This window comes from Brevibacillus sp. MER 51 (assembly GCF_023714195.1).
In the GTDB taxonomy this organism is placed as follows: Bacteria; Bacillota; Bacilli; order Brevibacillales; family Brevibacillaceae; genus Brevibacillus.
On the sequence record NZ_JAMAUS010000001.1, the window covers coordinates 54,391 to 76,372 of the forward strand.

Below are 21,982 nucleotides of genomic sequence, written 5' to 3' on the forward strand. Positions count from 1 at the left end.
CTAGGTAGTTATGCTATAATGTTCACGGGTGAAGATAATGGTCGAAAAATCAATCAGAGAACGTATTATTGAAACATCCATGCGCTTGTTTGAAGCAAATGGCTACCACAAAGTGACTGTGGATCAAATTGTGAAAGAAAGCGGCACGTCAAAGGGAGGATTTTATCACAATTTCAAATCAAAAGATGAACTCCTCTACATCATTCATGATCAATTTATTACGTATGTGCTGGAGAAAGCAGAGGAAGCTTACGAGAAGTGGGATACCCCGACAGAAAGACTTCAAGCCATCGTAAAATCCTTCGTCATGATGATTGATCTGTATCGCTCTCAGGTTACGATTTTTTATCAGGAAAGCTTGTTTTTAGCTCCGGAGTACTACACGGATATTGAAACGAAACGGGATCGTTATAAAAAAATTATGTTCACCGTCATTTCGGACGGGATCGAATCGGGTGAGTTCCGTCCCGAGCTGCCTGTGCCGATTGTGTCCATGGCTATTTTTGGCATGGTGAACTGGATTTACAAATGGTATCAAAAGTCAGGGACGTACTCGATCGAGCAAATCGCGGATATTTATGCAGATATGGTTCTTCATTCCGTTTTGAAATCAGAATCGATGGAAAACCCGGCCTTTCAACGTTTTTTCCTGCAATCACAAGAAAATCCCTTCAAGCCATTGTAGGGATGCTAACAAGGATCATGCGGCTACACTCAAGCTTTTCGATAGGAGACAGGGGCATAGTCGCTTGATGGTCCCTTATAAAATCCTTCGGTCAGACCAACTAGTTGGTCTGTACTAGTATTCTGACATTTGTTATAATATCAAAAAGACCAACTGGTCGGTCTTGCGCAATCATCACGGACCAACTAGTCGGTTCGTGAAATTATGCCAGTCAGATTCGGAAATAGGGGAGGAATAGTCGTGCTTACCATTTACGAATTACGAGAACTTGTGAAGCTATTGGAGCAGACGGACATAGAATCTTTTGAGGTAAATGACGAGGATTCTTCTTTGCGTATCAAACGAAGAAATGGGAACCAAGTCACAGCTGTACATCAGCCCCCCGTACAAACGAAAAGCGCGCCAATCGTGACGGCGGCACCCGCTGTTCTTTTGCCTGAAAAAGAAACGATTGAGCGCCCGGTCGCAACAGTACATGTGGAAGCTCCCCAGAAATCGGCGGAAGTGACGGAAAACTTGCATAAAATCACTTCACCTATGGTCGGAACCTTCTATGCAGCACCAGCCGTTGACGCAGCACCATACGTATCCGTAAATGATCGGGTAGAGCCAACTACCATTGTCTGTATTGTCGAGGCCATGAAGCTGTTTAACGAGATTGAAGCAGAAGTAAAGGGAGAGATTGTCCAAGTCTTGGTGGAAAACGGTCAGTTGGTCGAGCACGGACAGCCGTTATTCCTGGTGAAGCAGGCGTAATGGAGCAGCTTTTAAGGGGAGGACTGGAAGAGTGAGCAAACATACATGGTTCAAGGAATTCTCTGTTCCCACTTACGAGCAATGGCGGGAAGCAGCAGAGAAATCGCTAAAGGGTGCATCTTTTGATGCCAAGCTACTGACGCATTCGTACGAGGGAATTGTTCGCCAGCCAATCTATCGGTACGAAGATGTCAAAACATTGCCGCATCTGGAAGCGCTACCAGGAGAGGCGCCTTTTCATAGAGGGAATCAGCGGCCTGGCGGGCAAAAGGAACAGAAATGGGAAGTCTGTCAGGAAATCAACGCAACGAGTGCCAAGGCATTTAATCAGGCAGCCGTAGAAGACTTGGCGCGCGGACAAACGATGCTGCATCTGATAGTGGATCATGCGACATTGGCTGGACTTGACCCTGACGAAGCATTGCCGGATACAATTGGTCACAAAGGCGTATCTGTTTTTTGCCGAGAGGATATCGAGCAGGCATTTGAAGGGGTGAAGCTTTCAGAGATCCCTCTTTACGTGAACACGGGGGCGCTTGGCTTGCCTATACTTTCACTCCTTTTGGCACATGTTGAAGCAACAGGCCAACAAGTCACCGAGCTTCGCGGATGTATCGGGCAAGATCCTGTAGCGGTTTTGCTAACAGAGGGCAAGCTCCCTTGTTCCTTGCAGACAGCTTATAACGCTATGGCAAGCATGACAAAATGGGCAAAAGATCATGCGCCCGCGCTGAAAACGATCCTGGTTCAAAGTAATCCTTATCAGGACGGCGGCGGAAATGCAGTAACCGAACTGGCTTTTTCACTGGCCACAGGCGTCGACTATTTGCAAGCGATGCTTGAACGGGGGCTTTCCATAGAGGATATCGCAGCACGGATGCAGTTCTCATTCTCGATTGGTTCTGATGTCTTCATGGAAATCGCGAAGCTGCGCGCGGCAAGAATGCTCTGGTCAAACATCGTGGCGGCCTACGGCGGATCAACGGAAGCCCAAAAGATGACGATTCACGCCAGAACCTCGGCCTGGACGAAGACAATCTACGATCCGTATGTCAATATGCTTCGCTCCACGACAGAAGCGTTTTCAGCCGTCATTGGCGGAGCAGACAGTCTGCATGTATCCGCATTTGACGAAGCGATCCGCCCCGCCAATGAGTTTTCGAGAAGAATCGCCAGAAATACGCAAATCATTTTGCAAGAAGAAGCACATTTGGCAAAAGTGATCGACCCTGCGGGAGGTTCTTGGTACGTAGAATGGCTCACAGATGCATTGGCGAAAAAAGCATGGGAGCTGTTCCAGCAGGTAGAAGCGCAGGGTGGCATGCTGAGCGCCTTAGAAGCAGGCTTCCCACAAGGCTTGATCGCCCAGATCGCGGATCAAAAAGCAGTGAGCATCGATACGCGTAAAAAACGTTTGGTTGGAACCAACATGTATGCCAATACGGCTGAGCAGCCACTCAAGCCCGAGAGTCTTCCGAGCATTTACGAAGAGCGAGCAGAGAAAGCACGATCCCTTCGGCAGAAACAGGACACGACTCTTCTTTCAGAAGAGCTAGATGCGTTGTCAAAACATACCGATGAGCTCGTGGCACAAGCAGTAAAAGCAGTGCTTCATGGAGCGACTGTGGGCGATATCGCCAAAGCCATGAAACGTGAAGATTCAGTGGAGACAACCATTCAGCCACTCCGTATTCACCGGGCATCCGAACGCTTTGAAGCCTTGCGGATGCAAGCGGATGATTTCTTGAAAACAACAGGCAAAAGACCGACCGTGTTCTTGGCGACGATGGGTCCTGTGGCAAAGCATAAGGCCCGGGCAGACTTTGCAGCAGAATTTTTTGCGGTTGGCGGCTTTGACGTTTTGCGCAAGCAAGCATTCTCTACCACTGAAGAGGCGGCTGAAGCTGCGGTGGCATCCGGTGCGATGATCTTGGTCATTTGTTCGGATGATGCGAGTTATCCGGAGCAGGTTCCACCGTTGGCTCATGCAATCAAGCAACGTGTACCTCAGATGACGGTTCTTTTGGCAGGCTTGCCTGATGCGGAGCAGTTGGCTACTTATAAGGCGGCCGGTGTAGATGATTGCATCCACATGCGTTCCAATTGCTACGAGATGCTGCGAGAATTTCAGGAGCGGATAGGAGTGAGCTCATAATGAAGCGACCTGATTTTTCAAAAATGGCTTATCAGTCCAAACGAGATGTGTCTGATTTGTTTCCCCAACTGGGTACAAACTCACAAGGAATGGAGCAAATGTGGCACACGCTTGAGCAGATCCCTGTAAAACCTCTGTACACAATGGAAGATGTGGAGGGCATGGATCACCTTGGCTACATGCCTGGTTTGCCACCATATACGCGCGGTCCGTATCCGACGATGTACGTGACTCAGCCATGGACGGTTCGCCAATACGCCGGCTTTTCTACGGCGGAAGAGAGTAACGCTTTTTATCGACGGAATTTGGCTGCGGGACAAAAAGGGCTTTCGATTGCCTTCGACCTTGCTACACATCGCGGCTATGACTCCGATCATCCCCGGGTAGTTGGTGATGTCGGAAAAGCAGGTGTGGCAGTTGATTCCATTCTCGATATGAAAATCTTGTTCGACGGCATCCCCCTCGATAAAATGTCCGTCTCCATGACGATGAACGGCGCGGTTTTGCCCATTATGGCGTTTTATATTGTGGCAGCTGAAGAGCAAGGGGTATCGCAGGCGGAGCTTACCGGAACGATCCAAAATGACATTTTGAAGGAATACATGGTTCGGAATACTTATATTTATCCGCCAGAAGCGTCGATGAAGATCATTTCCGATATTTTTGCCTACACCTCCAGGCACATGCCCAAATTCAACAGCATCAGTATTTCAGGCTACCACCTGCAAGAAGCGGGTGCGACCGCGGATATTGAATTGGCTTACACACTGGCAGATGGCTTGGAATACGTTCGCACGGGACTTGCAGCAGGCATTGACATCGATGCGTTTGCGCCGCGGCTGTCGTTTTTCTGGGCGATTGGCATGAACTACTTCATGGAAGTGGCGAAAATGCGTGCAGGCCGCCTGATTTGGGCCAATCTGATCAAACAGTTCCATCCGAAAAACGAAAAATCGATGGCACTGCGGACACACTCACAAACGTCCGGATGGAGTTTGACGGAGCAGGACCCGTATAACAACGTAGTGCGGACGTGCATCGAGGCCATGGCAGCGGCTCTGGGGCATACCCAATCTCTGCACACGAACGCTTTGGATGAAGCGATTGCGTTGCCGACAGACTTTTCTGCCCGGATCGCGCGAAATACGCAGTTGTTTTTGCAGGACGAAACAGAGATAACCAAGGTCGTCGATCCGTGGGCAGGCTCCTATTACGTCGAGTCCTTGACAGCCCAGCTCGTGGAAAAAGCGTGGGCGCACATCGAAGAAATCGAAGCACTTGGTGGTATGGCGAAAGCAATTGAGACGGGATTGCCGAAAATGAAGATCGAGGAAGCGGCTGCACGCCGTCAGGCACATATCGATTCGGCGAAGGAAGCCATAATTGGCGTGAACAAATACCGTCTGGACAAAGAAGATCCGCTGGAAATTCTCGAAGTCGACAATACAGCGGTTCGAGAAGCGCAAATCAGACGTTTGCAGGAGCTGCGCAGTAACCGTGACGAGGCGAGAGTGCAAGCAACACTACAGGCCATCACGGAATGCGCGAAAACGGGCGAAGGCAATCTGTTGGAGCTGGCCATTGAAGCGGCGCGAGCAAGAGCTTCTTTGGGCGAAATATCGGATGCCTATGAAAAGGTCGTCGGGAGACACAAGGCGGTCATTCGCTCCATCAGCGGCGTCTACAGTTCCGAATACGCTGATGCCGAAGAGGTAGCGGCTGTGCGCAAGATGGCAGATGAATTCGAGCAATGGGAAGGCAGACGTCCCCGCATTATGATCGCGAAAATGGGTCAGGACGGACATGACAGGGGCGCGAAAGTGATTGCCACCGCTTTTGCCGATTTGGGCTTTGACGTCGATATCGGTCCGTTGTTCCAGACACCTGAGGAAACAGCGAAGCAGGCGATAGAAAATGACGTACACGTGATCGGCTTCAGCTCGCTTGCGGCAGGACATAAAACATTGCTGCCACAACTGGTGGAGGAGCTCAAAAAGCTGGGACGCGAAGATATTGTCGTCGTTATAGGCGGTGTGATACCAGCACAAGATTACGCCTTTTTGCGAGAGCATGGTGCCGCAGCTATCTTCGGACCGGGAACAGTCATTCCTGTTGCAGCTCAGCATGTTCTGCAAGAGGTAGTGTATCGCTTGGAGGCTGCAGGGCAATGACCGGGGGAAAGGCTGACAAGAATTTCTTGAACGTTTCCTCCAAGGCACGCCTCCCACGCTTATCCGTGGACCAATACGTCACGGGCGTACGAGAGAATAACCGATCGGTTTTGGCACAGGCAATTACACTGGCTGAGAGCAATGCTCCTGCTCATATGGATATGGCCCAAGAGGTGATCAAGCAGCTGCTTCCTCATACAGGTCGCTCCATACGCATAGGTATATCCGGTGTACCAGGGGCGGGCAAGAGCACGTTCATTGAAGCATTTGGCAGTATGCTCTGCGAAAAAGGTCATCGTGTCGCTGTTTTGGCCGTTGATCCGAGTAGTACGGTTACACGCGGGAGCATTCTCGGCGACAAGACGCGGATGGAGCTCTTGTCACGCAATCCACAGGCGTTCATCCGACCGTCTGCCACGGGCGGCACGCTGGGAGGAGTCAATCGGAAGACGCGGGAAACGATGCTGATCTGTGAGGCAGCAGGCTATGATGTGATTTTGGTCGAAACGGTCGGGGTCGGACAAAGCGAGACGACAGTCAGGTCTATGGTCGATTTCTTTTTACTCCTGATGCTGACAGGGGCGGGCGATGAACTGCAAGGGATCAAAAAAGGCATTATGGAAATTGCGGATGCGCTGCTGATCAATAAAGCCGATGGGGAAAACCGCACGCGTGCCTTGATCGCCAAAGGGGAATACAATCGTGTTCTGCATTACTTGCAGCCGGCAACCACTGGCTGGGAGACGAAGGCATACATGTGTTCTTCGCTGACAGGGGAAGGCATTGAAGATATTTGGAAGGTCATCGGTCAATTTCGTGAAACCACTATCCAATCAGGTGGCTTCGAAGCAAGACGCAAAGCGCAGCTACTCGATTGGATGCACAGTATGGCTCAGGACTACTTGCGCGCGACCTTTTTCGGCAACCAGCAAGTAGCCGAGCTGCTTCCCTCCATTGAAGGAGCCGTTGCGAGTGGCGAGATTTCACCGACGAGCGCCGTACAGCAATTAGTGGCGATCTATGAGAATGCGATCATGAAAAAGGAATAGAGAGATGGTGGCCCATATGAGCAGCAATATGTACGAAAAAATTGATGAATTGATGGAACGCAAATATAAAATCCAGCTTGGCGGCGGAGATGCTCGCATCGATGCCCAGCATAACCGCGGCAAGTTGACCGCACGTGAGCGAATCGAGCTTCTGCTTGACCCAGACACCTTTATGGAGCTGAACCCGTTTGTTGAGCATCGCGCTACGCATTTTGGTCTCGACCAGATGGAGGCACCAGGCGAGGGCGTCGTGACGGGCTACGGAAAAATCAACGGTCGCCCTGTCTATTTGTTCGCGCAGGATTTCACGGTGTTTGGCGGTGCTCTGGGAGAGATGCACGCCATGAAAATCGCCAAGGTAATGGACTTGGCAGCGAAAAACGGCGCTCCCTTTATCGGTCTGAACGACTCCGGCGGCGCACGCATTCAAGAAGGGGTAAGCTCACTGGATGGCTACGGCACGATTTTTTACCGCAATGCCATTTACTCCGGCGTGATTCCGCAAATCTCTGTCATCCTCGGTCCGTGTGCGGGAGGAGCCGTTTACTCGCCAGCGATTACGGATTTTGTGTTCATGGTAGAGAAGACGAGTCAAATGTTCATTACAGGACCAAAAGTGATCGAAACCGTTACAGGTGAAAAAATATCCGCAGAGGACCTAGGCGGAGCCAAAGTCCATTCGACGGTGAGCGGCAATGCCCATTTTACGGCAGAAACCGAACAGGAAGTACTGGAAGGAGTGCGCAGGTTGCTCAGCTTCCTTCCGCAAAACAATCGTGATCGCGCGCCTGTGATAAAAGCAGAGGAGAATAATGGTTGGCAGGAGGAGCTTTTGGAGCTGGTACCTGCTGAAAGCACGAAAGTATACGATGTGCGCAAGGTCATCGAAAAAATCGTGGATCACGGTGATTTCATGGAAGTACAGCCAAACTTTGCCCGCAATATCGTGATCGGTCTGGCGCGTATCGATGGACACAGTGTCGGCATTATCGCGAACCAGCCGAAGGTCATGGCAGGTGGGCTGGACATTCATTCATCGGATAAGCTGGCACGGTTCATCCGTTTCTGCGACTGCTTCAACATTCCACTGCTGACCTTTGAAGATGTCTCTGGCTTTTTCCCGGGAATCAATCAGGAGCATGGAGGGATTATTCGTCACGGGGCGAAAATCTTGTATGCATACTCAGAAGCAACGGTTCCCAAAATCACCGTGATTCTGCGCAAAGCTTACGGAGGCGCTTATGTGGCGCTCAACTCCAAATCGATTGGGGCAGATGTCGTGTATGCATGGCCGAATGCAGAGATTGCCGTCATGGGTCCCGAGGGGGCAGCCAACGTCATTTTTGCAAAGGAAATCGAACAAAGTGAGGACCCGGCTGCGACTCGCGCAGAGAAAATAGCCCTCTACCGTGAAAAGTTCGCCAATCCATATGTCGCGGCAAGTCTCGGGATGGTGGACGACGTCATCGATCCGCGCGAAACCCGCCAAAAGGTCGCGCAAGCTCTGGAAATGCTAAGAAACAAGCAGGAAGACCGTCCGTACAAAAAGCACGGCAATATCCCATTGTAAAAAAACTATTTTCGAGGTCTTTTCATGGATGAGCGACCGCGTTTTAGCGGAAAGTTTTTATCCGCTCCAGAAAGCTTAAGCAAAGTCGCTTTGACATGGTGTACTTAAGCTTTCTTACATGAAAAAAGAAAGGAGCTCTGATCGTGCTATGAAGCTGCATGAACTGCGTGAATTCATCAAGCTGGTGAATCAGTCTTCCATTGAGGAGTTGGAATGGGAGAAAGGGAAGACCCGCATCGTGATCAAGAAAAGCGCACCAGTCGAAGTCGTGGCTGTCAATACACCTGTACAGGTGGGCGAAGTGGAGCATGGCTATCAGGAGGCAGCCGCCACTGCTGAGTCTGTCAATGTTGTTACTGAGGCACATGAGGAAGAAGTGACACAACAAGTCATGTCACCGGGAGTAGGACTGTTCTATGCGGAAGTGACAGTAGGGCAGACCGTTCAAGCAGGCGAAAAGGTTGGACGCTGCACGGCCGATGCTCTTCAGCTATCTGCGGATATTACGACCCCCGTTAGCGGAATCATCACGGAAATTCTCGTCATGGATGGTCAGTTTGTCGATTATGGAAAAGCTTTGCTTGTTGTCAAAACTCAGTAGGAAGGAGAGGGCCTATGTTTACGAAAGTATTAATTGCCAATCGCGGCGAAATCGCTGTCCGCATTATCCGCGCTTGTCAGGAATTAGGGATACGTACAGTCGCTGTCTTTTCTGAGGCGGACCGGGAAGCATTCCACGTAGAATTGGCGGATGAAGCGTATTGCATCGGACCTACGGCGTCCAAGGACAGCTATTTGAACATGGCACGGATTATGACGGTTGCTCTACACACGAAGGCAGACGCTATCCATCCGGGCTATGGCTTCTTGGCGGAAAACGCTTCGTTTGCCCAGCTTTGCCAAGATTGCTCCATTACCTTTATCGGTCCAGATCCGGAAGCAATCACCAAAATGGGTGACAAAGCCGTAGCAAAAGCAACGATGAGTCAAGCAAATGTTCCATTAGTTCCCGGCACCGACGGCTTGATTGAAGACATCGATGAGGCATTGCAGGTGGCGGAGAAAATCGGCTATCCTGTCATCGTAAAAGCAACGGCTGGAGGCGGCGGAAGAGGCATGCGTGTCGCTTTTGACGCCGAAGAGTTGTCCAAGGCGATTCGGCAAGCCCAGAAAGAAGCGGAGACGGCATTCGGCAACGCTGGCGTGTACTTGGAAAAATATGTAGAAGAGCCGCGGCATGTAGAGATTCAAATCATGGGTGATAAGCATGGCAACGTGGTGTACTTGGGAGAGCGGGATTGCTCCATCCAACGTCGTCACCAAAAGCTGGTAGAAGAAGCGCCATCTCCTGCGCTGGACCAAGCTCTCCGCGAGCAAATGGGGCAAGCTGCGGTGGCGGCAGCCAAAGCGGTTTCGTACCACGGAGCAGGTACCGTTGAATTTTTGCTCGACAAGCATGGTCAATTTTACTTCATGGAAATGAATACACGCATTCAGGTAGAGCATCCCGTGACAGAGATGATCACAGGGATCGACTTGATCAAAGAACAAATATCTGTCGCAGCAGGCAATCCGTTATCCTTCTCACAAGAAGACGTGAAAATCAACGGATGGGCCATCGAGTGCAGAATCAACGCGGAGAATCCTGCGAAGAACTTTATGCCATCACCAGGGAAGGTCATCAATTACTTGCCGCCTGGCGGTTACGGTGTACGCGTGGACAGTGCCGTTTATCCTGGCTACGAAATCTCCCCCTTCTATGACTCAATGGTGGCCAAGCTGATCGTTTGGGGAACAGACCGCAACGAAGCATTGGCTCGTATGAAGCGGGCACTAGGTGAGTTTGTCATCGAAGGCGTGCATACGACGGTTCCCTTCCATGAGAAGCTGCTGGAGCATCCTGACTTTGTCGCAGGGAATTTCGCTACGAATTTTCTGGAAAAAAATACGCTGGATTTGTAACGAACATGAAAGAACTGTAACAGAAATCGCTCTCTGTAACAGTTCTTTTTTCATTTACCCGATTGAGTTGCAGAGCGTGCTGGATTCATAGGAGTGTTGACTTTGTCTCGGGATAATAGTAGTATTCGTTTATACCACTAAGTAGAAAGGAGGTAACAGCTTGATTGATGAGCTCCGGAAAATCGGATTGTCAGACCTGGAAGCCAGATGTTATTTGGTGCTTCACGAGGAACCCAAAATATCTGGATATGAAGTGGCCAAGAAAGTTTCCGTCTCTCGGACGAACGTATACGCTGCCCTTCGAGCATTGACGGAAAAGGGCATGTGCCGCATGATCGAATCGGAGCCTGTTCTTTATGATGCGGTACCAATCGAGCAAATGATTCGTTTGTTACAATCGGAATTTGATCAAACAACCCGTGTCCTTCAAGAACAGTTAAAATCTACCCCCAGAACGTCTCCTTCCTTTTATAATTGGCAAGGTGACAAAGCGATTGAAACAGCCATCAAACGTATCGTCTCAAATGCAAACAAAAGCATTGTTGTCGATATTTGGTCTGAAGATGTTCATTGGGTAGAAGAACCGCTGGTGGAAGCAGAAAAACAAGGGGTTGCTGTCACGTTAATATCCATTGGCGAATGCCATGCAAAGCTAAAAAATATTGTCGTGCATAAAAGGAGTGCGGAATGGAATCAAGTGCAATCCAGGAAGTTCTCTATTCTTTGCGATGCACATTCGGCATTGCTGGGCAGCTTTGGGCGCGGGATCAAGCCCACTATACTGGAGACCGACCACCCGTCTCTCATTGAGTTGCTGCAAAATGCTTTCTACCATGACATCATCATGGGTCAGATCGAGAAGGATTTCGGCCAAGTGCTGGAAGAGAAATATGGGAGTGACTATGTAAGCATTATCACCCCTTACAGGGAATACTTATAACGAGTATTTCCTCTTTTTTTGACTGATTTATAGTCGTATTTATAAATGCTTCTAATAATCGTTAGCATGCAGTGCCATTCTAGGGGTGGTGACCTTTATTCTCATCGTATGTTTACAAAAAAAGAAGTCAGTGGCTTCATGTTAGAAGGCGACTCTCGTTATCAACCAAAGGGAATGAAACACAAAAAGCAGCCAATCCTTAAAGGGTTGGCTGTTGATTATGGAGGAGCCTCTATTCTATTATTTCAGCTCATCAAGAAAGCTACTTACTGCCTGAAAGTATCCGTCAGGGTCTGTTGAATGAATATCATGCCCGCACTCAGCAAAACTTGCAAGCCTTGTGTTTGGCCTTTGGGTAACCATGCGCTCGGCTTGACTTTCATCCAGTACAAAGCTTTTTTTGCCATGGATCAGCAAGATCGGGCAAGAAGACGCCAGCCATTCGTTCCACCATTCCCCGTTAATGTGTCGTTGAGAGATAGGCATGCCTTTTAAATCAGAACGGAATCCCCAGCCTTGTTCATCCTCAAATACGCTTTCCGAAAAATAATCCAACGCCCGAACTCCGACTTCTTCGAGGGATTTCCTAAGCTCGTGTAAAGAAGGGGAGCGATGTGGGAGTTTTTCTGCAAAGGATAAGTCGGCCTTAATTTCTACGCCGATATCTTCCACAATGACTGCGTTCACAAGCTCAGGATAACGGGCAGCAAATTGATAAGCGTTGACCCCTCCTAAAGAATGCCCGACGATCGTAACAGGAGCTCCATCCAAAACGGTCTGAACAAAGGCGAGCATGTCGTTGAGATAGCCTTCACGTGAATAATCCGTATCTGGGGCATGCTCGCTCCAACCGTGACCTCGTTGATCCAATCCAATCACGCGCCAATCTGTGAATCTGGAAGCAAACTGGGTAAATGTACGTGCATCATTCATATGACCATGCAGCAGGAGCAAAACTCTTTGACTGTCCCCGCCAAAATCGAGGTAAGATAGTTTTACATTGCCTGATTGGAAAAATTTCCTTGTTATCGTCCTTTTTTCTTGTGGCTGAAGCATATAGTAATTCCTCCTTATTTATTATAAGCGTCATGTCCAACTCGACTTCTCCTACACAATAACAGATAATAGTGACAGGAATTGTCATAATAAAAACATTTGGAGAGTTATGCCATGCCAAAATCAAAAAGACTGCTGGAAATGATGATGACTGTCAACCGGAAGCGCAAGTTTACTGTGAGTGAGCTTGCTAACGAATTTGGCGTTTCAGGGCGAACCATACTCCGGGACTTGCAAGAGCTGAGTGAGTTAGGCGTGCCTTTGTACTCTGAGGTGGGACCGCATGGCGGATATCATGTTTTGAAGGAAAGGATTTTGCCGCCTATTGCATTCTCAGAGGAGGAAGCGGTCGCAATCTTTTTCGCGATCCATGCACTTCGACACCATACCTCTCTGCCATTTGAGACAGAATCCTCCTCGGCGCTGAATAAATTTTATCAGTTCATGCCGCCGGATATTCGCGATCGCATAGATCAGATGAAACGACGTGTTGATTTCGTAACACCGAAGCGGCAAGCAAGCTCCCCACATTTATCGGCGTTACTGGATGCCGCCATCCAACAAAAAGTACTCCTTATCACTTATGAAACACGCGGACAACAATCCAAGCGGGAGATGCAGCCGATTGGAATTTATACAAAAAACGGTTTATGGTACTGCCCGGCATATTGTTATCAACATCAAGATATTCGTGTGTTTCGTTGTGACCGTATCCATTCGGCCGAACAATCGGCATCGAAGCCGTTGGATCTTCGAGACATTCACCTGGAAAATCGGCGGATCAAAACAGTGGAGGATCAGGACACGGTCCACTTATTTGCGGAGCTGACGATTGAAGGTGTGCAGGCTTGTGAGGCTGAACTTTGGCTTGCATCCATGCTGCATGTGCGGCAGGATGGAAGTGGTTGGTTGGAAGGAAATGTAGCGCGAAGTGACATCTTATTTTTTTCAAAGTTCTTGATTGGGTTGGGGAAAGAAGTGACTGTACAGCATTCACCAGAAATAGTGGACGGCATAAAAACGCATTTGGCAGAACTGATGAACATTTATTCGCAATGAGGAGGTAGCCAAGGGGATACATAGCAATACCGGAAAGGGAGTTGTCTAATAGAAGCAGAGGAGAAGAAGTCGGATGGAATGGGCATACGTCAGCAAGACAAAGGATCTTGAGATCGTGCGAGCAGCAGTAGATCAATTAGATATTAACGAACGGGATCAACGCGGGCGAACACCGCTGATGCTTTTTATCACAAACCGAATGCCGCCAGAAGCAATTCAGATGCTATTGGATAAAGGCGCAGAGCTGGAAGTGGAAGATAAGCTGGGCGATACCGCGTTGAAAAAAGCCGTCAAATTCAAGCAGGTCGATGCCGTAAAACGACTGCTGCAACAGGGAGCCGAGCTTGACTCTAAGCATGGCATTTTGGCTACTGCTTGGAATGTGGCTAGGAACGACAAAGCGATTGCAGACCTGCTGCTCGAAACGAAAGGCGCAGTACGTCTAATACTGTCTTCTGAGGAAGAGGAAACGGTGGACGATATTTTATATGAGGAATCTGAGCACAAGCGGTGCAAGAAGATAAGTCTGCTTGATTCATCTGTTCTCCTTCATGCTGTAGTGAATGGCTACAACTGGGATGACGGACCGGAGGCGATGATTGCGGCTTTTGAGAATCCTGCCTGTGCAACGATCACTCTTTTGGATATGTATGAATGGATGGATGCCGACTATTGGCTGGAATTGGACGAGGAGGAAATCGCGGAATCGGAGGAACGAAAACGCTGGAGAATGCTCGCCATCCAATTAAAAGAGAAACTTGCAGATAAATAAGATAGGGGTTGATCATCATGTGTCGATATGGGATGTATGGTCCGTATAAACAAATATACGCCTGTTTCCCTTGCCGAAAAGTGTTCAAGCAAACCTCCAAGTATGAGATGACGGAGGAAGAATGGAACAAGATCAAGCATAGCTGTCCGCAATGTGGTGAGGGAATGAAGGAGATGGGGCATGATTTCAAGGCTCCGAAGCAAACGGATGTGAAGCAGTGGAAAAAGGTTGAAATCCTCTATCAGCATGGGTTTACCTATCATTCTTGTGGCTGTGGTGGTCCAGGCTACCGGCCAGCCCAATTACATGAAGTGAACGAATTTCTTGAAAGGAACAAGCGATTCAAAACAGAGGGAGAGAAATTGCTGAACAGACTCACTGTAAGAATGTAAAACGAGCAGGGGGCGGGGGATCGTGGCAACATTCTTTTTGATCATGATTTACTTGTCGTTTGTCAGCTTGGGCCTTCCCGATTCATTACTGGGGGCAGCTTGGCCGGTCATGCAAGCAGAATATGGGGCGGCATTTGGTATGGCTGGTGTGATTAACATTGTGATTGCGTCTGGAACGATCGTATCTAGCTTGATGAGCGGTGCATTATTAAAACGATTGGGAACAGGACGGATCACGCTGATCAGTTGTTTGATGACGGCAGCAGCCTTGCTCGGATTTTCTTTTGCCCCTTCGATTTTATGGTTGATGGTATTGGCATTGCCGCTGGGACTCGGTGCCGGCTCTGTGGATGCTGCCTTGAATCATTATGTCGCCACGCATTATCAAGCGCATCATATGAGCTGGCTGCATTGCTTCTGGGGTGTGGGTGCTACACTTGGCCCTATTATCATGTCTGGATTTATGCGCGATTATGGTTTATGGCGGAATGGATACTTGACTGTTTCGCTCATACAATTTGCGTTAGTCGTGCTTCTAGCGTTTACGCTTCCTTTGTGGAAACGGACGGAAAACATACAGAATCATGCTGCCAAAGAGCCACATGTTCAGCAGTCTCATGGGCTGAGCGAGCAACCTTTACGGATAAAAGGCGTCAAGCTGACTTTGCTAACCTTTCTGTTCTACTGTGGGGCTGAAGCATCTGTGGGATTATGGGGGAGTAGCTTTTTGGTAAATGTAAAAGAGCTACCTGCGGCTGCGGCAGCGGTGTGGGTAGCCATGTATTACGGTGGCATTACTGTGGGGCGATTTATCACGGGCTTTGTTACCTTCAAAGTGAGCAACCGCGTCCTGATTCGCAGTGGACTTCTCATATCATTCGCTGGGGCAGCGCTGTTGATGTTGCCATTACCAATCTTCTGTTCGCTAATCGGTTTTCTGTTGCTCGGGTTAGGCTTCGCTCCGATTTATCCCTGTATGCTGCACGATACCCCAGAACGCTTTGGGAAAGAGCAAACGCAAAAGCTGATGGGCTATCAGATGGCAGTTGCGTACACGGGGGCCACGTTTCTACCTCCGTTGCTAGGTTGGCTTGCTGCACAGACGACCGTTTCTATTTTACCGTTTTTTATAGCCTTCTACATTGCGTTCATGCTATATGGTTCTGAGAGAGTCAATCGAATCATGAAACAACGGACTGTCCAGTCAGAAACAATCTAGCATGAGGCACTCGCTATTTTGTCGATAGCATGTTTTGCAAAGCTTTTCCGTATAAAGACAGGGGCATCTGGTCGCTGTTCATGTAATAAAAGATAGCCATGCCATTTTCTAAAGCAAGAATCGTCCATGCCATTTCATCCGCGGATAGAGTAGAGTCACTTTCTTTTGGCATCAATGTCTGAATGGCTTGGGAAAGATGCTGTACCGACTCGATGATCATGTTCGACCATCGCTTTCGAACAGACTCTTCGCGCATGGCATAAAGCAAAAATTCCAGGTTCAGCATGTTCCATGTACGATTTTGTTGCTGAACGGACATAAAATAGGCGTCCATGGCTTCTATAAAATGCGATAATGATGGCTGGTGATGAATTACGTGATGGATATTCGACACATGTAATTGCATCTGACCTTCCAAAATAGCGAGAAAGAGATCTTCTTTGGACTGAAAATGAGCATAAACAGCTCCTTTGGTAAAGCCAGCATGGTCTGCGATTTTATCAACGGAAGCCCCGTGGAAGCCTAACTGAGCAAAGGTCTCGATAGCTGCGTCAATGAGCAATTGCCGTGTTTCCTGTTTACGCTCTGCTTGGGTTAATCTGCGTCTGTTCATTCGTCCGCCTCCTTCTCTTGACAAGCATACCATATAGAATTAACATTCCATATAGTATTTAAATCCTTATTGGTATGTAAGATGCAAATGGCAGTTTTGTAGGATTTAACCGTCTACTATGTCATGCTATTTTGGAGTACGATAGAGATAGATCATCTAGTAAGAGGGGACAGTGTACGAATGCAGAGGGAAGAAAACGTTGCAACGCGGAATCGGCCTATGTCCAATATTTTGGCGCAAACGGTTAAGACGGGAATTATCAAATCGAATCTGATTCCGATGTTTGCCGGATTAACATTGGCTTTATATACGTATCACTTCAGTCTAATTGACAAGCTGCCAGAAATCTTATTCGCTACAATCGGCTCTATTTTAATCATGGGCGCAGCGGGTGCATTTAATAACGTATATGATCGCGATATCGATTCTGTCATGGAGCGGACGAAGAACAGACCTACGGTAACAGGCGATATATCAACGAAGACCGTTTTATGGCTAGCATCCCTGATGACGATTTTTGGCTTGGTGGCTCTCGTCTTGGCATCACCGTTGGCTGCTATCATGGGTTTTCTCGGACTGTTTTTTTATGTCGTGCCTTATACGATGTGGACCAAAAGAAGAACGGTTTACAACACGGAGGTAGGGAGTATTTCTGGCGCAATGCCCCCGCTCATCGGTTGGGCTGCCATTCACCCGGATATTACGCATCCTGCTATCCTTGGTCTCTTTATCATCATGGTCATTTGGCAAATGCCTCACTTCTATGCGATCGCGATTCGCAAGCATGATGAATACAAGGCGGCTGGGGTTCCAATGTTGCCCGTGGTCAAAGGTGCAAGACGTACCTACATTCAAACCAATGTTTATTTGGTTATCTTAATTGCTAGTAGTTTTTTATTTTGGTCATTAAGCGTTGGTCTTACGTTTATGGCCCTGCTCCTGAATATTTTATGGCTGGTTCTGAGTGTTTTTGGATACCGGAAAATGGATTCACAAAAATGGTCGAAAACGATGTTTATTTATTCGCTGATTCATATGACGGTGCTGTTCTCGACGGTGATTATTTATTCACTGATGGGCATTATCTTCAAACTGTAAATCAGTGATCATCCAAGCTGCCTTCACTTAGAGGGCGGCTTCTTTTTTTGTCTGGGAATCTTGTGGCATAGCTGGATCTTCTCAAGTTAAACCAAAAATGGGCGCATGATCATGGAACGAATACCTAATGTCACTTCATAAATCTAGAGTAGCTCCATGAAGTGGCGGAGGTGAAGATGAATGGATGATTTCAAAAAAGAGCTAAAAAAACTAAAGGCTTCCGAAATAAAATCGGATCACGTACAGCGTTGGGACAAACAAAAAATGAATGAAGCGACGCTTGTTCGTAGCCGATGTGGATGTGGTAGATGCGGTTGTGGCCGCTGCGGGCGTTGTAGTTGTAGTTGCAGTTGTTCCTGCTTCTGCTCCTGTAGCTGTTCATGCTTCTGCACATGCACCTGCACTTGCTTCTTCCCATGCTTTATCGTATAACGATAAACCGAATGAAGCGCCCTGCCAGGATGACGTTCTTGGCAGGGGTTTTGTTTTTCCAGCTGGCATGTGAGACAACGTGTTCTACATAAAATGACGATGACACATCATGTCGCAAAAGGGCTGATCTCGCATAAAAAGGGGGAGGAGAATGGTTAGGCTGAATCCTTCAATGCGCATAAAAGTGAAGCGGGATACGGTTTATCTGCCTGATTCAGATGGGAGTGTATACTTTCGGAACAACATCGGAACATTTCGAATGAAGGGGGATATGATTGATCGATGGGTTGACCAGCTCATGCCGATGTTTAATGGGGAGTACACGCTGGCCCAATTGACTGACGATTTGCCGGAAGAATACCAGCAACAAATATACCAAGTGGCAGACACGCTTTTACAAAATGGATTTCTTCAAGACATCAGTCGAGAGAAGCCACATGAACTATCGCCTGAAATCATGTCGGCCTATGCAGAACAGATTGAATTTTTGGACCAGTTTGGCGGATCGGGTGGATATCTATTTCAAAAATATCGAACGGAAAAGGTACTAATCATTGGGGCAGGTTCCTTTCTCCTTTCTGTTGCCCACGCCTTGCTAGAATCAGGCTGCGTTCAATTCCATTACGTCATCACGAACGAAGCTCCTACGAATCGCGGGCGATTAGACGCCATCATCGAGCATGCTCGCAGGAAAGACGCGCAAGTCAAGCTGGAGGAGCTGAAACCAGCGTCGTGGGGCATTGCAGAGTGGTCAAAGGCTATTGAGCCTTTCGCTGCTGTTTTGTACACCTCAGCACAAGTAAGCAAGGATGAAATGAGCGTCATTCATTCCGCATGCAGAGAGAGGCAGAAAGTATTTGTTCCTGCCGTTTGTCTGATGCAAAAAGGAATAGCTGGACCGCTGATTCATCCCGAATCAGCCGCTTGCCTAGAATCGGCTTGGCGTCGTTTGCACCGACAGACTTTATGTGCGGATCCCGATCAACATCCATTTTCAATGACGGCAGCTGCGATGCTGGCGAATATTGCAGTGTTCGAATGGTTTAAACATGTGACTGGTGTCAATGAAGCGCAGAATGAAAACAAGGTGTATGTTCTGAATTTGGAGACATTGGAAGGAAGCTGGCGATCATTCCTGCCCCATCCGATGGTGAATAAAGAGATGTGCCTGGAGATATTGGATAGAAAGGAGCTTGAATCTCGACTAGCCGATAAGACAGAACCAAAGGAAGGACTACAGTCTGTGTTTCAGTCGTGGACCTCATCGGATACAGGAATTTTTCACAGCTGGGAAGAGGGTGAGCTCATCCAGTTACCGCTCACACAGTGTATGGTTACAGCTGTCGATCCTGTCTCAGAAGGCCCGGCGGAGCTGATGTCGCCAGTCGTCTGCCCTGGTTATACCCATGAAGAGGCACGTAGAGAAGCGGGGCTTCTTGGGGTAGAAAAGTACGTTGGAAGATTGGTGAACCACCTTGCAACCACAGACGCTGCTTTCCGAGCTGTAGGAAATGGCAATATCGGAGTCGGCGCAGGGGAAACGCCAGCAGAAGGACTTAATCGTGCACTTCGACATTGCTTGACGATCATGTATGCATCAGAAATGAAAGGGAGACAACCGACAGGACGACCAGTACGCGTTGATACGATTGCTGATGAACCATGCCAATTTTATGTCCGGTCATTTACTACGTTGGGTGAAAAACCAATAATTGCTAAGGGGTATGAGGTGTGCGGATTTCCGGTGTATTGGGTGGGAACGCTCGCGGGTTGGTACGGAAGTATTGGCTTGCAGGAGCGAGATGCATTGCGATCAGCGCTGATGTTTGCCTTGCAACAGATTCAGACTCCATCCAATCAAGTCTCTAAGTATGTCCTGACAGCGCAATCTGTTGGATTAACGGGTGAAGCCATCGAGCTTGCACTCAACAGCGTTCAGGAAGAATCGGAAAGAGCAGTATGGATACAAGCTCTCGAGGTGCTGGCCCTTCATCACCTTACTCCGCTAGTCATGAATGCCGCGATAGAGCCTTTCCTGGAAGAAGACCTTGGCGGTGTATTCGCACTGCAGCTTTCGAGGGAGGTGCCCAATGACATCTGATATTTTGCTTATCGGAGACGGAGTACTGGCAGAGCTGGTTTCGGAACGTTTGAGGAAGGACTATCGTGTGTGGCACAGTGAAAACATGGAGTCGGCGACAAGTCGAGCTGATTTGGCTCTCCTGTTACACGATACGTACCATCCTGCCTTGCATTTGCAGGCAGAAAAACATTTTCGGCAAACAAATATCCCATGGCTACGCGGCTTTGTTTCATTCGGGGAGGCCATCGTAGGCCCGTTGGTTCGTCCAGGTCAAACAGGCTGCTCCCAGTGTGCAGATATGCGGCGACTGATGGCGGGACGCGATCGCAAAGAGATGTGGAAGGTACAGCACATACTGAGTGAAAAAGGTGGCATACCCCGTGACCCGTGGGCATCCCGTTCAGGATTGTTACAGGTGGCATACCATGTAAGTGCAGAAGTTGACCGTATAGGAAACGGCAGGCAAGCCCAGTTTTCAGAGCATATCCAGTTCATTGATTTGCAAACATTGACAAGCACGCGTCACTTCTTTTTGCCGAATCCGTTATGTCCGGTATGCAGTCAGTTACCTGAGGATTCCGAAGAGCAGGCGAGGATACGTTTGAAGCCTATCGTAAAACAAAGCCCGGACAGCTATCGGACCAAACCCATTGCCGAGTTGAAACAAGCACTTTCCACCGAATATTTGGATTCCCGTACTGGGTTTTTGAATGGGAAAATGCGTGATCTTGTCTCTGTGTTCGCAGATGTTAGTGTCAATCTGCCGTTATTTTCGCATGACGAGGGTACGGCAGGAAGATCTGTTTCATACGCGGATAGTGAGATAACGGCGATTCTGGAAGGAATGGAAAGATATTGCGGGCTGATGCCTCGTGGTAAGAGGACGATGGTACGCGACTGCTACGCAAACCTTGCACCGAATGCCCTTGACCCGACGACGGCGGGAACCCATTCAGAAGAGCAGTATGCCCTGCCTGATTTTCCGTTTCAGCCGTTTGATCCCAAGCGGGAAATGAACTGGGTATGGGGGTATTCTTTTAAAGAAGAGCGACCCATTCTTGTACCAGAACTCATGGCCTACTATAGTATGGGATTCGGGGAGGGAGTTGTATTTGAGACCTCCAATGGCTGTGCATTAGGTGGCAGTTTGGAGGAGGCGATTTTTTACGGCATCCTCGAAGTGGTGGAGCGAGATGCTTTTTTGTTGACCTGGTATGCCAAATTGCCATTGCCGCGACTCGATCCCGCTACGGTCAATGATCGGGAATTGCTTCTGTTGATCGATCGGATGCAGACCGTTACCAATTACGATTTGTACTTGTTCGATGCGACCATGGAAAATGGAATTCCTGCTGTATGGACGATTGCGAAAAACCGTGGAGTGGAAGGCCTGCACCTTATTTGTGCAGCAGGAGCGCATCCAGACCCTATCCGCGCGGTAAAAAGCTCCATTTTCGAAACGGCTGCCATGCTCATGACCTTGACAGACAAGTACGAAGCAAACCGAGACAAATACTTGTGTATGCTCCATGATTCGTCCTTGGTGAAAAAGATGGACGATCATGCGATGCTTTACAGCTTGCCGGAAGCAGCGGAGCGCTTATCCTTTCTTATAGATGATTCACGTCCGATGGTGTCATTCGCTGAACGCTTTCCTAGAAGAAACCAAAATCGTGATCTAACAGACGATTTGCGGGAGTTGCTCGGTGTGTTCCAAAAGGTAGATCTCGATGTCATTGTGGTGGATCAAACGACACCAGAGGTAGGGCGCCACGGCTTATCTTGCGTGCGTGTATTGATTCCTGGCATGCTTCCGATGACTTTTGGCCATCATCTCACGCGAGTAACGGGATTGAAAAGAGTATTGGAGGTCCCTGTGAAACTGGGTTACGCGAAACAACCACTGCGTGTAGACGAGTTGAATCCTTTTCCGCATCCGTTTCCATAACATGCATCTGGGAGTGAGCCGG

At 48.6% G+C, this 21,982-nt stretch carries 19 protein-coding genes; 17 read left to right on the forward strand and 2 right to left on the reverse strand.

What is annotated here, in order from left to right; all coding sequences use genetic code 11:
- Positions 1–37 precede the first annotated feature (37 nt).
- The 9 genes from M3630_RS00230 to M3630_RS00270 all read left to right on the forward strand — a co-directional run bounded on the left by M3630_RS00230 (position 38) and on the right by M3630_RS00270 (position 11,288).
- The gene (locus M3630_RS00230) at positions 38–685 is read left to right on the forward strand and encodes a TetR/AcrR family transcriptional regulator (RefSeq protein ID WP_007726477.1); all 648 of its coding nucleotides are present in this window, start codon (positions 38–40) and stop codon (positions 683–685) included.
- 240 nt (positions 686–925) lie between these two features.
- Positions 926–1,441: an acetyl-CoA carboxylase biotin carboxyl carrier protein gene (gene accB, locus M3630_RS00235; RefSeq protein WP_251250794.1), complete on the forward strand. Its 516-nt coding sequence runs from the start codon at positions 926–928 to the stop codon at positions 1,439–1,441.
- A gap of 31 nt (positions 1,442–1,472) precedes the next feature.
- On the forward strand, positions 1,473–3,596 hold the full coding sequence (locus M3630_RS00240; protein WP_251250795.1) for a methylmalonyl-CoA mutase family protein: 2,124 nt from the start codon (positions 1,473–1,475) through the stop codon (positions 3,594–3,596).
- Complete coding sequence (scpA, locus tag M3630_RS00245; protein ID WP_251250796.1) at positions 3,596–5,767, forward strand: methylmalonyl-CoA mutase; 2,172 nt, start codon at positions 3,596–3,598, stop codon at positions 5,765–5,767. The genes M3630_RS00240 and scpA overlap by 1 nt, the downstream gene beginning before the upstream one ends.
- On the forward strand, positions 5,764–6,816 hold the full coding sequence (meaB, locus tag M3630_RS00250; protein ID WP_251250797.1) for a methylmalonyl Co-A mutase-associated GTPase MeaB: 1,053 nt from the start codon (positions 5,764–5,766) through the stop codon (positions 6,814–6,816). Before scpA ends, meaB begins: the two co-directional genes overlap by 4 nt.
- Before the next feature lie 4 nt (positions 6,817–6,820).
- Positions 6,821–8,386, forward strand: a complete 1,566-nt coding sequence (locus tag M3630_RS00255) for an acyl-CoA carboxylase subunit beta (protein WP_173609335.1) — start codon at positions 6,821–6,823, stop codon at positions 8,384–8,386.
- 148 nt (positions 8,387–8,534) lie between these two features.
- Positions 8,535–8,987, forward strand: coding sequence for an acetyl-CoA carboxylase biotin carboxyl carrier protein (locus tag M3630_RS00260; protein ID WP_251250798.1), 453 nt, complete (start codon positions 8,535–8,537; stop codon positions 8,985–8,987).
- A 14-nt stretch (positions 8,988–9,001) separates the two neighbouring features.
- Positions 9,002–10,348 (forward strand): acetyl-CoA carboxylase biotin carboxylase subunit, encoded by a 1,347-nt coding sequence (accC, locus tag M3630_RS00265; protein ID WP_251250799.1) that lies wholly within the window; start codon positions 9,002–9,004, stop codon positions 10,346–10,348.
- 160 nt (positions 10,349–10,508) lie between these two features.
- Positions 10,509–11,288: a TrmB family transcriptional regulator gene (locus tag M3630_RS00270; RefSeq protein ID WP_251250800.1), complete on the forward strand. Its 780-nt coding sequence runs from the start codon at positions 10,509–10,511 to the stop codon at positions 11,286–11,288.
- Positions 11,289–11,528: 240 nt separating this feature from the next.
- Here the strand turns inward: M3630_RS00270 and M3630_RS00275 are convergent, their stop codons facing one another.
- The gene (locus M3630_RS00275; protein ID WP_251250801.1) at positions 11,529–12,344 is read right to left on the reverse strand and encodes an alpha/beta fold hydrolase; all 816 of its coding nucleotides are present in this window, start codon (positions 12,342–12,344) and stop codon (positions 11,529–11,531) included.
- Positions 12,345–12,458: 114 nt separating this feature from the next.
- Between M3630_RS00275 and M3630_RS00280 the strand changes: the two genes are divergently transcribed.
- The 4 genes from M3630_RS00280 (at position 12,459) to M3630_RS00295 (ending at position 15,786) form a co-directional block, all read left to right on the forward strand.
- A complete protein-coding gene (locus tag M3630_RS00280; protein ID WP_251250802.1) occupies positions 12,459–13,403 on the forward strand; it encodes a helix-turn-helix transcriptional regulator in 945 nt (314 codons plus the stop codon).
- A 73-nt stretch (positions 13,404–13,476) separates the two neighbouring features.
- Positions 13,477–14,175 (forward strand): DUF4274 domain-containing protein, encoded by a 699-nt coding sequence (locus M3630_RS00285; RefSeq protein ID WP_251250803.1) that lies wholly within the window; start codon positions 13,477–13,479, stop codon positions 14,173–14,175.
- 17 nt (positions 14,176–14,192) lie between these two features.
- A complete protein-coding gene (locus M3630_RS00290) occupies positions 14,193–14,567 on the forward strand; it encodes a hypothetical protein (protein WP_173609327.1) in 375 nt (124 codons plus the stop codon).
- Between the two features lie 22 nt (positions 14,568–14,589).
- The gene (locus tag M3630_RS00295; RefSeq protein WP_251250804.1) at positions 14,590–15,786 is read left to right on the forward strand and encodes an MFS transporter; all 1,197 of its coding nucleotides are present in this window, start codon (positions 14,590–14,592) and stop codon (positions 15,784–15,786) included.
- A 13-nt stretch (positions 15,787–15,799) separates the two neighbouring features.
- On the opposite strand, the gene M3630_RS00300 is transcribed toward M3630_RS00295, so the two are convergent.
- A complete protein-coding gene (locus tag M3630_RS00300; protein WP_251250805.1) occupies positions 15,800–16,399 on the reverse strand; it encodes a TetR/AcrR family transcriptional regulator in 600 nt (199 codons plus the stop codon).
- Between the two features lie 180 nt (positions 16,400–16,579).
- On the opposite strand from M3630_RS00300, the gene cyoE reads away from it, so the two are divergent.
- The 4 genes from cyoE to M3630_RS00320 all read left to right on the forward strand — a co-directional run bounded on the left by cyoE (position 16,580) and on the right by M3630_RS00320 (position 21,960).
- Positions 16,580–17,497, forward strand: a complete 918-nt coding sequence (gene cyoE, locus M3630_RS00305; protein ID WP_173609324.1) for a heme o synthase — start codon at positions 16,580–16,582, stop codon at positions 17,495–17,497.
- Positions 17,498–17,677: 180 nt separating this feature from the next.
- Positions 17,678–17,929 carry a heterocycloanthracin/sonorensin family bacteriocin gene (locus tag M3630_RS00310; RefSeq protein WP_353057201.1) on the forward strand — a complete coding sequence of 84 codons (252 nt, stop codon included), beginning with the start codon at positions 17,678–17,680 and terminating at the stop codon, positions 17,927–17,929.
- Between the two features lie 151 nt (positions 17,930–18,080).
- Positions 18,081–20,030 (forward strand): putative thiazole-containing bacteriocin maturation protein, encoded by a 1,950-nt coding sequence (locus tag M3630_RS00315; RefSeq protein WP_251250807.1) that lies wholly within the window; start codon positions 18,081–18,083, stop codon positions 20,028–20,030.
- Positions 20,020–21,960 (forward strand): TOMM precursor leader peptide-binding protein, encoded by a 1,941-nt coding sequence (locus M3630_RS00320; RefSeq protein WP_251250808.1) that lies wholly within the window; start codon positions 20,020–20,022, stop codon positions 21,958–21,960. The genes M3630_RS00315 and M3630_RS00320 overlap by 11 nt, the downstream gene beginning before the upstream one ends.
- Positions 21,961–21,982: the final 22 nt, after the last annotated feature.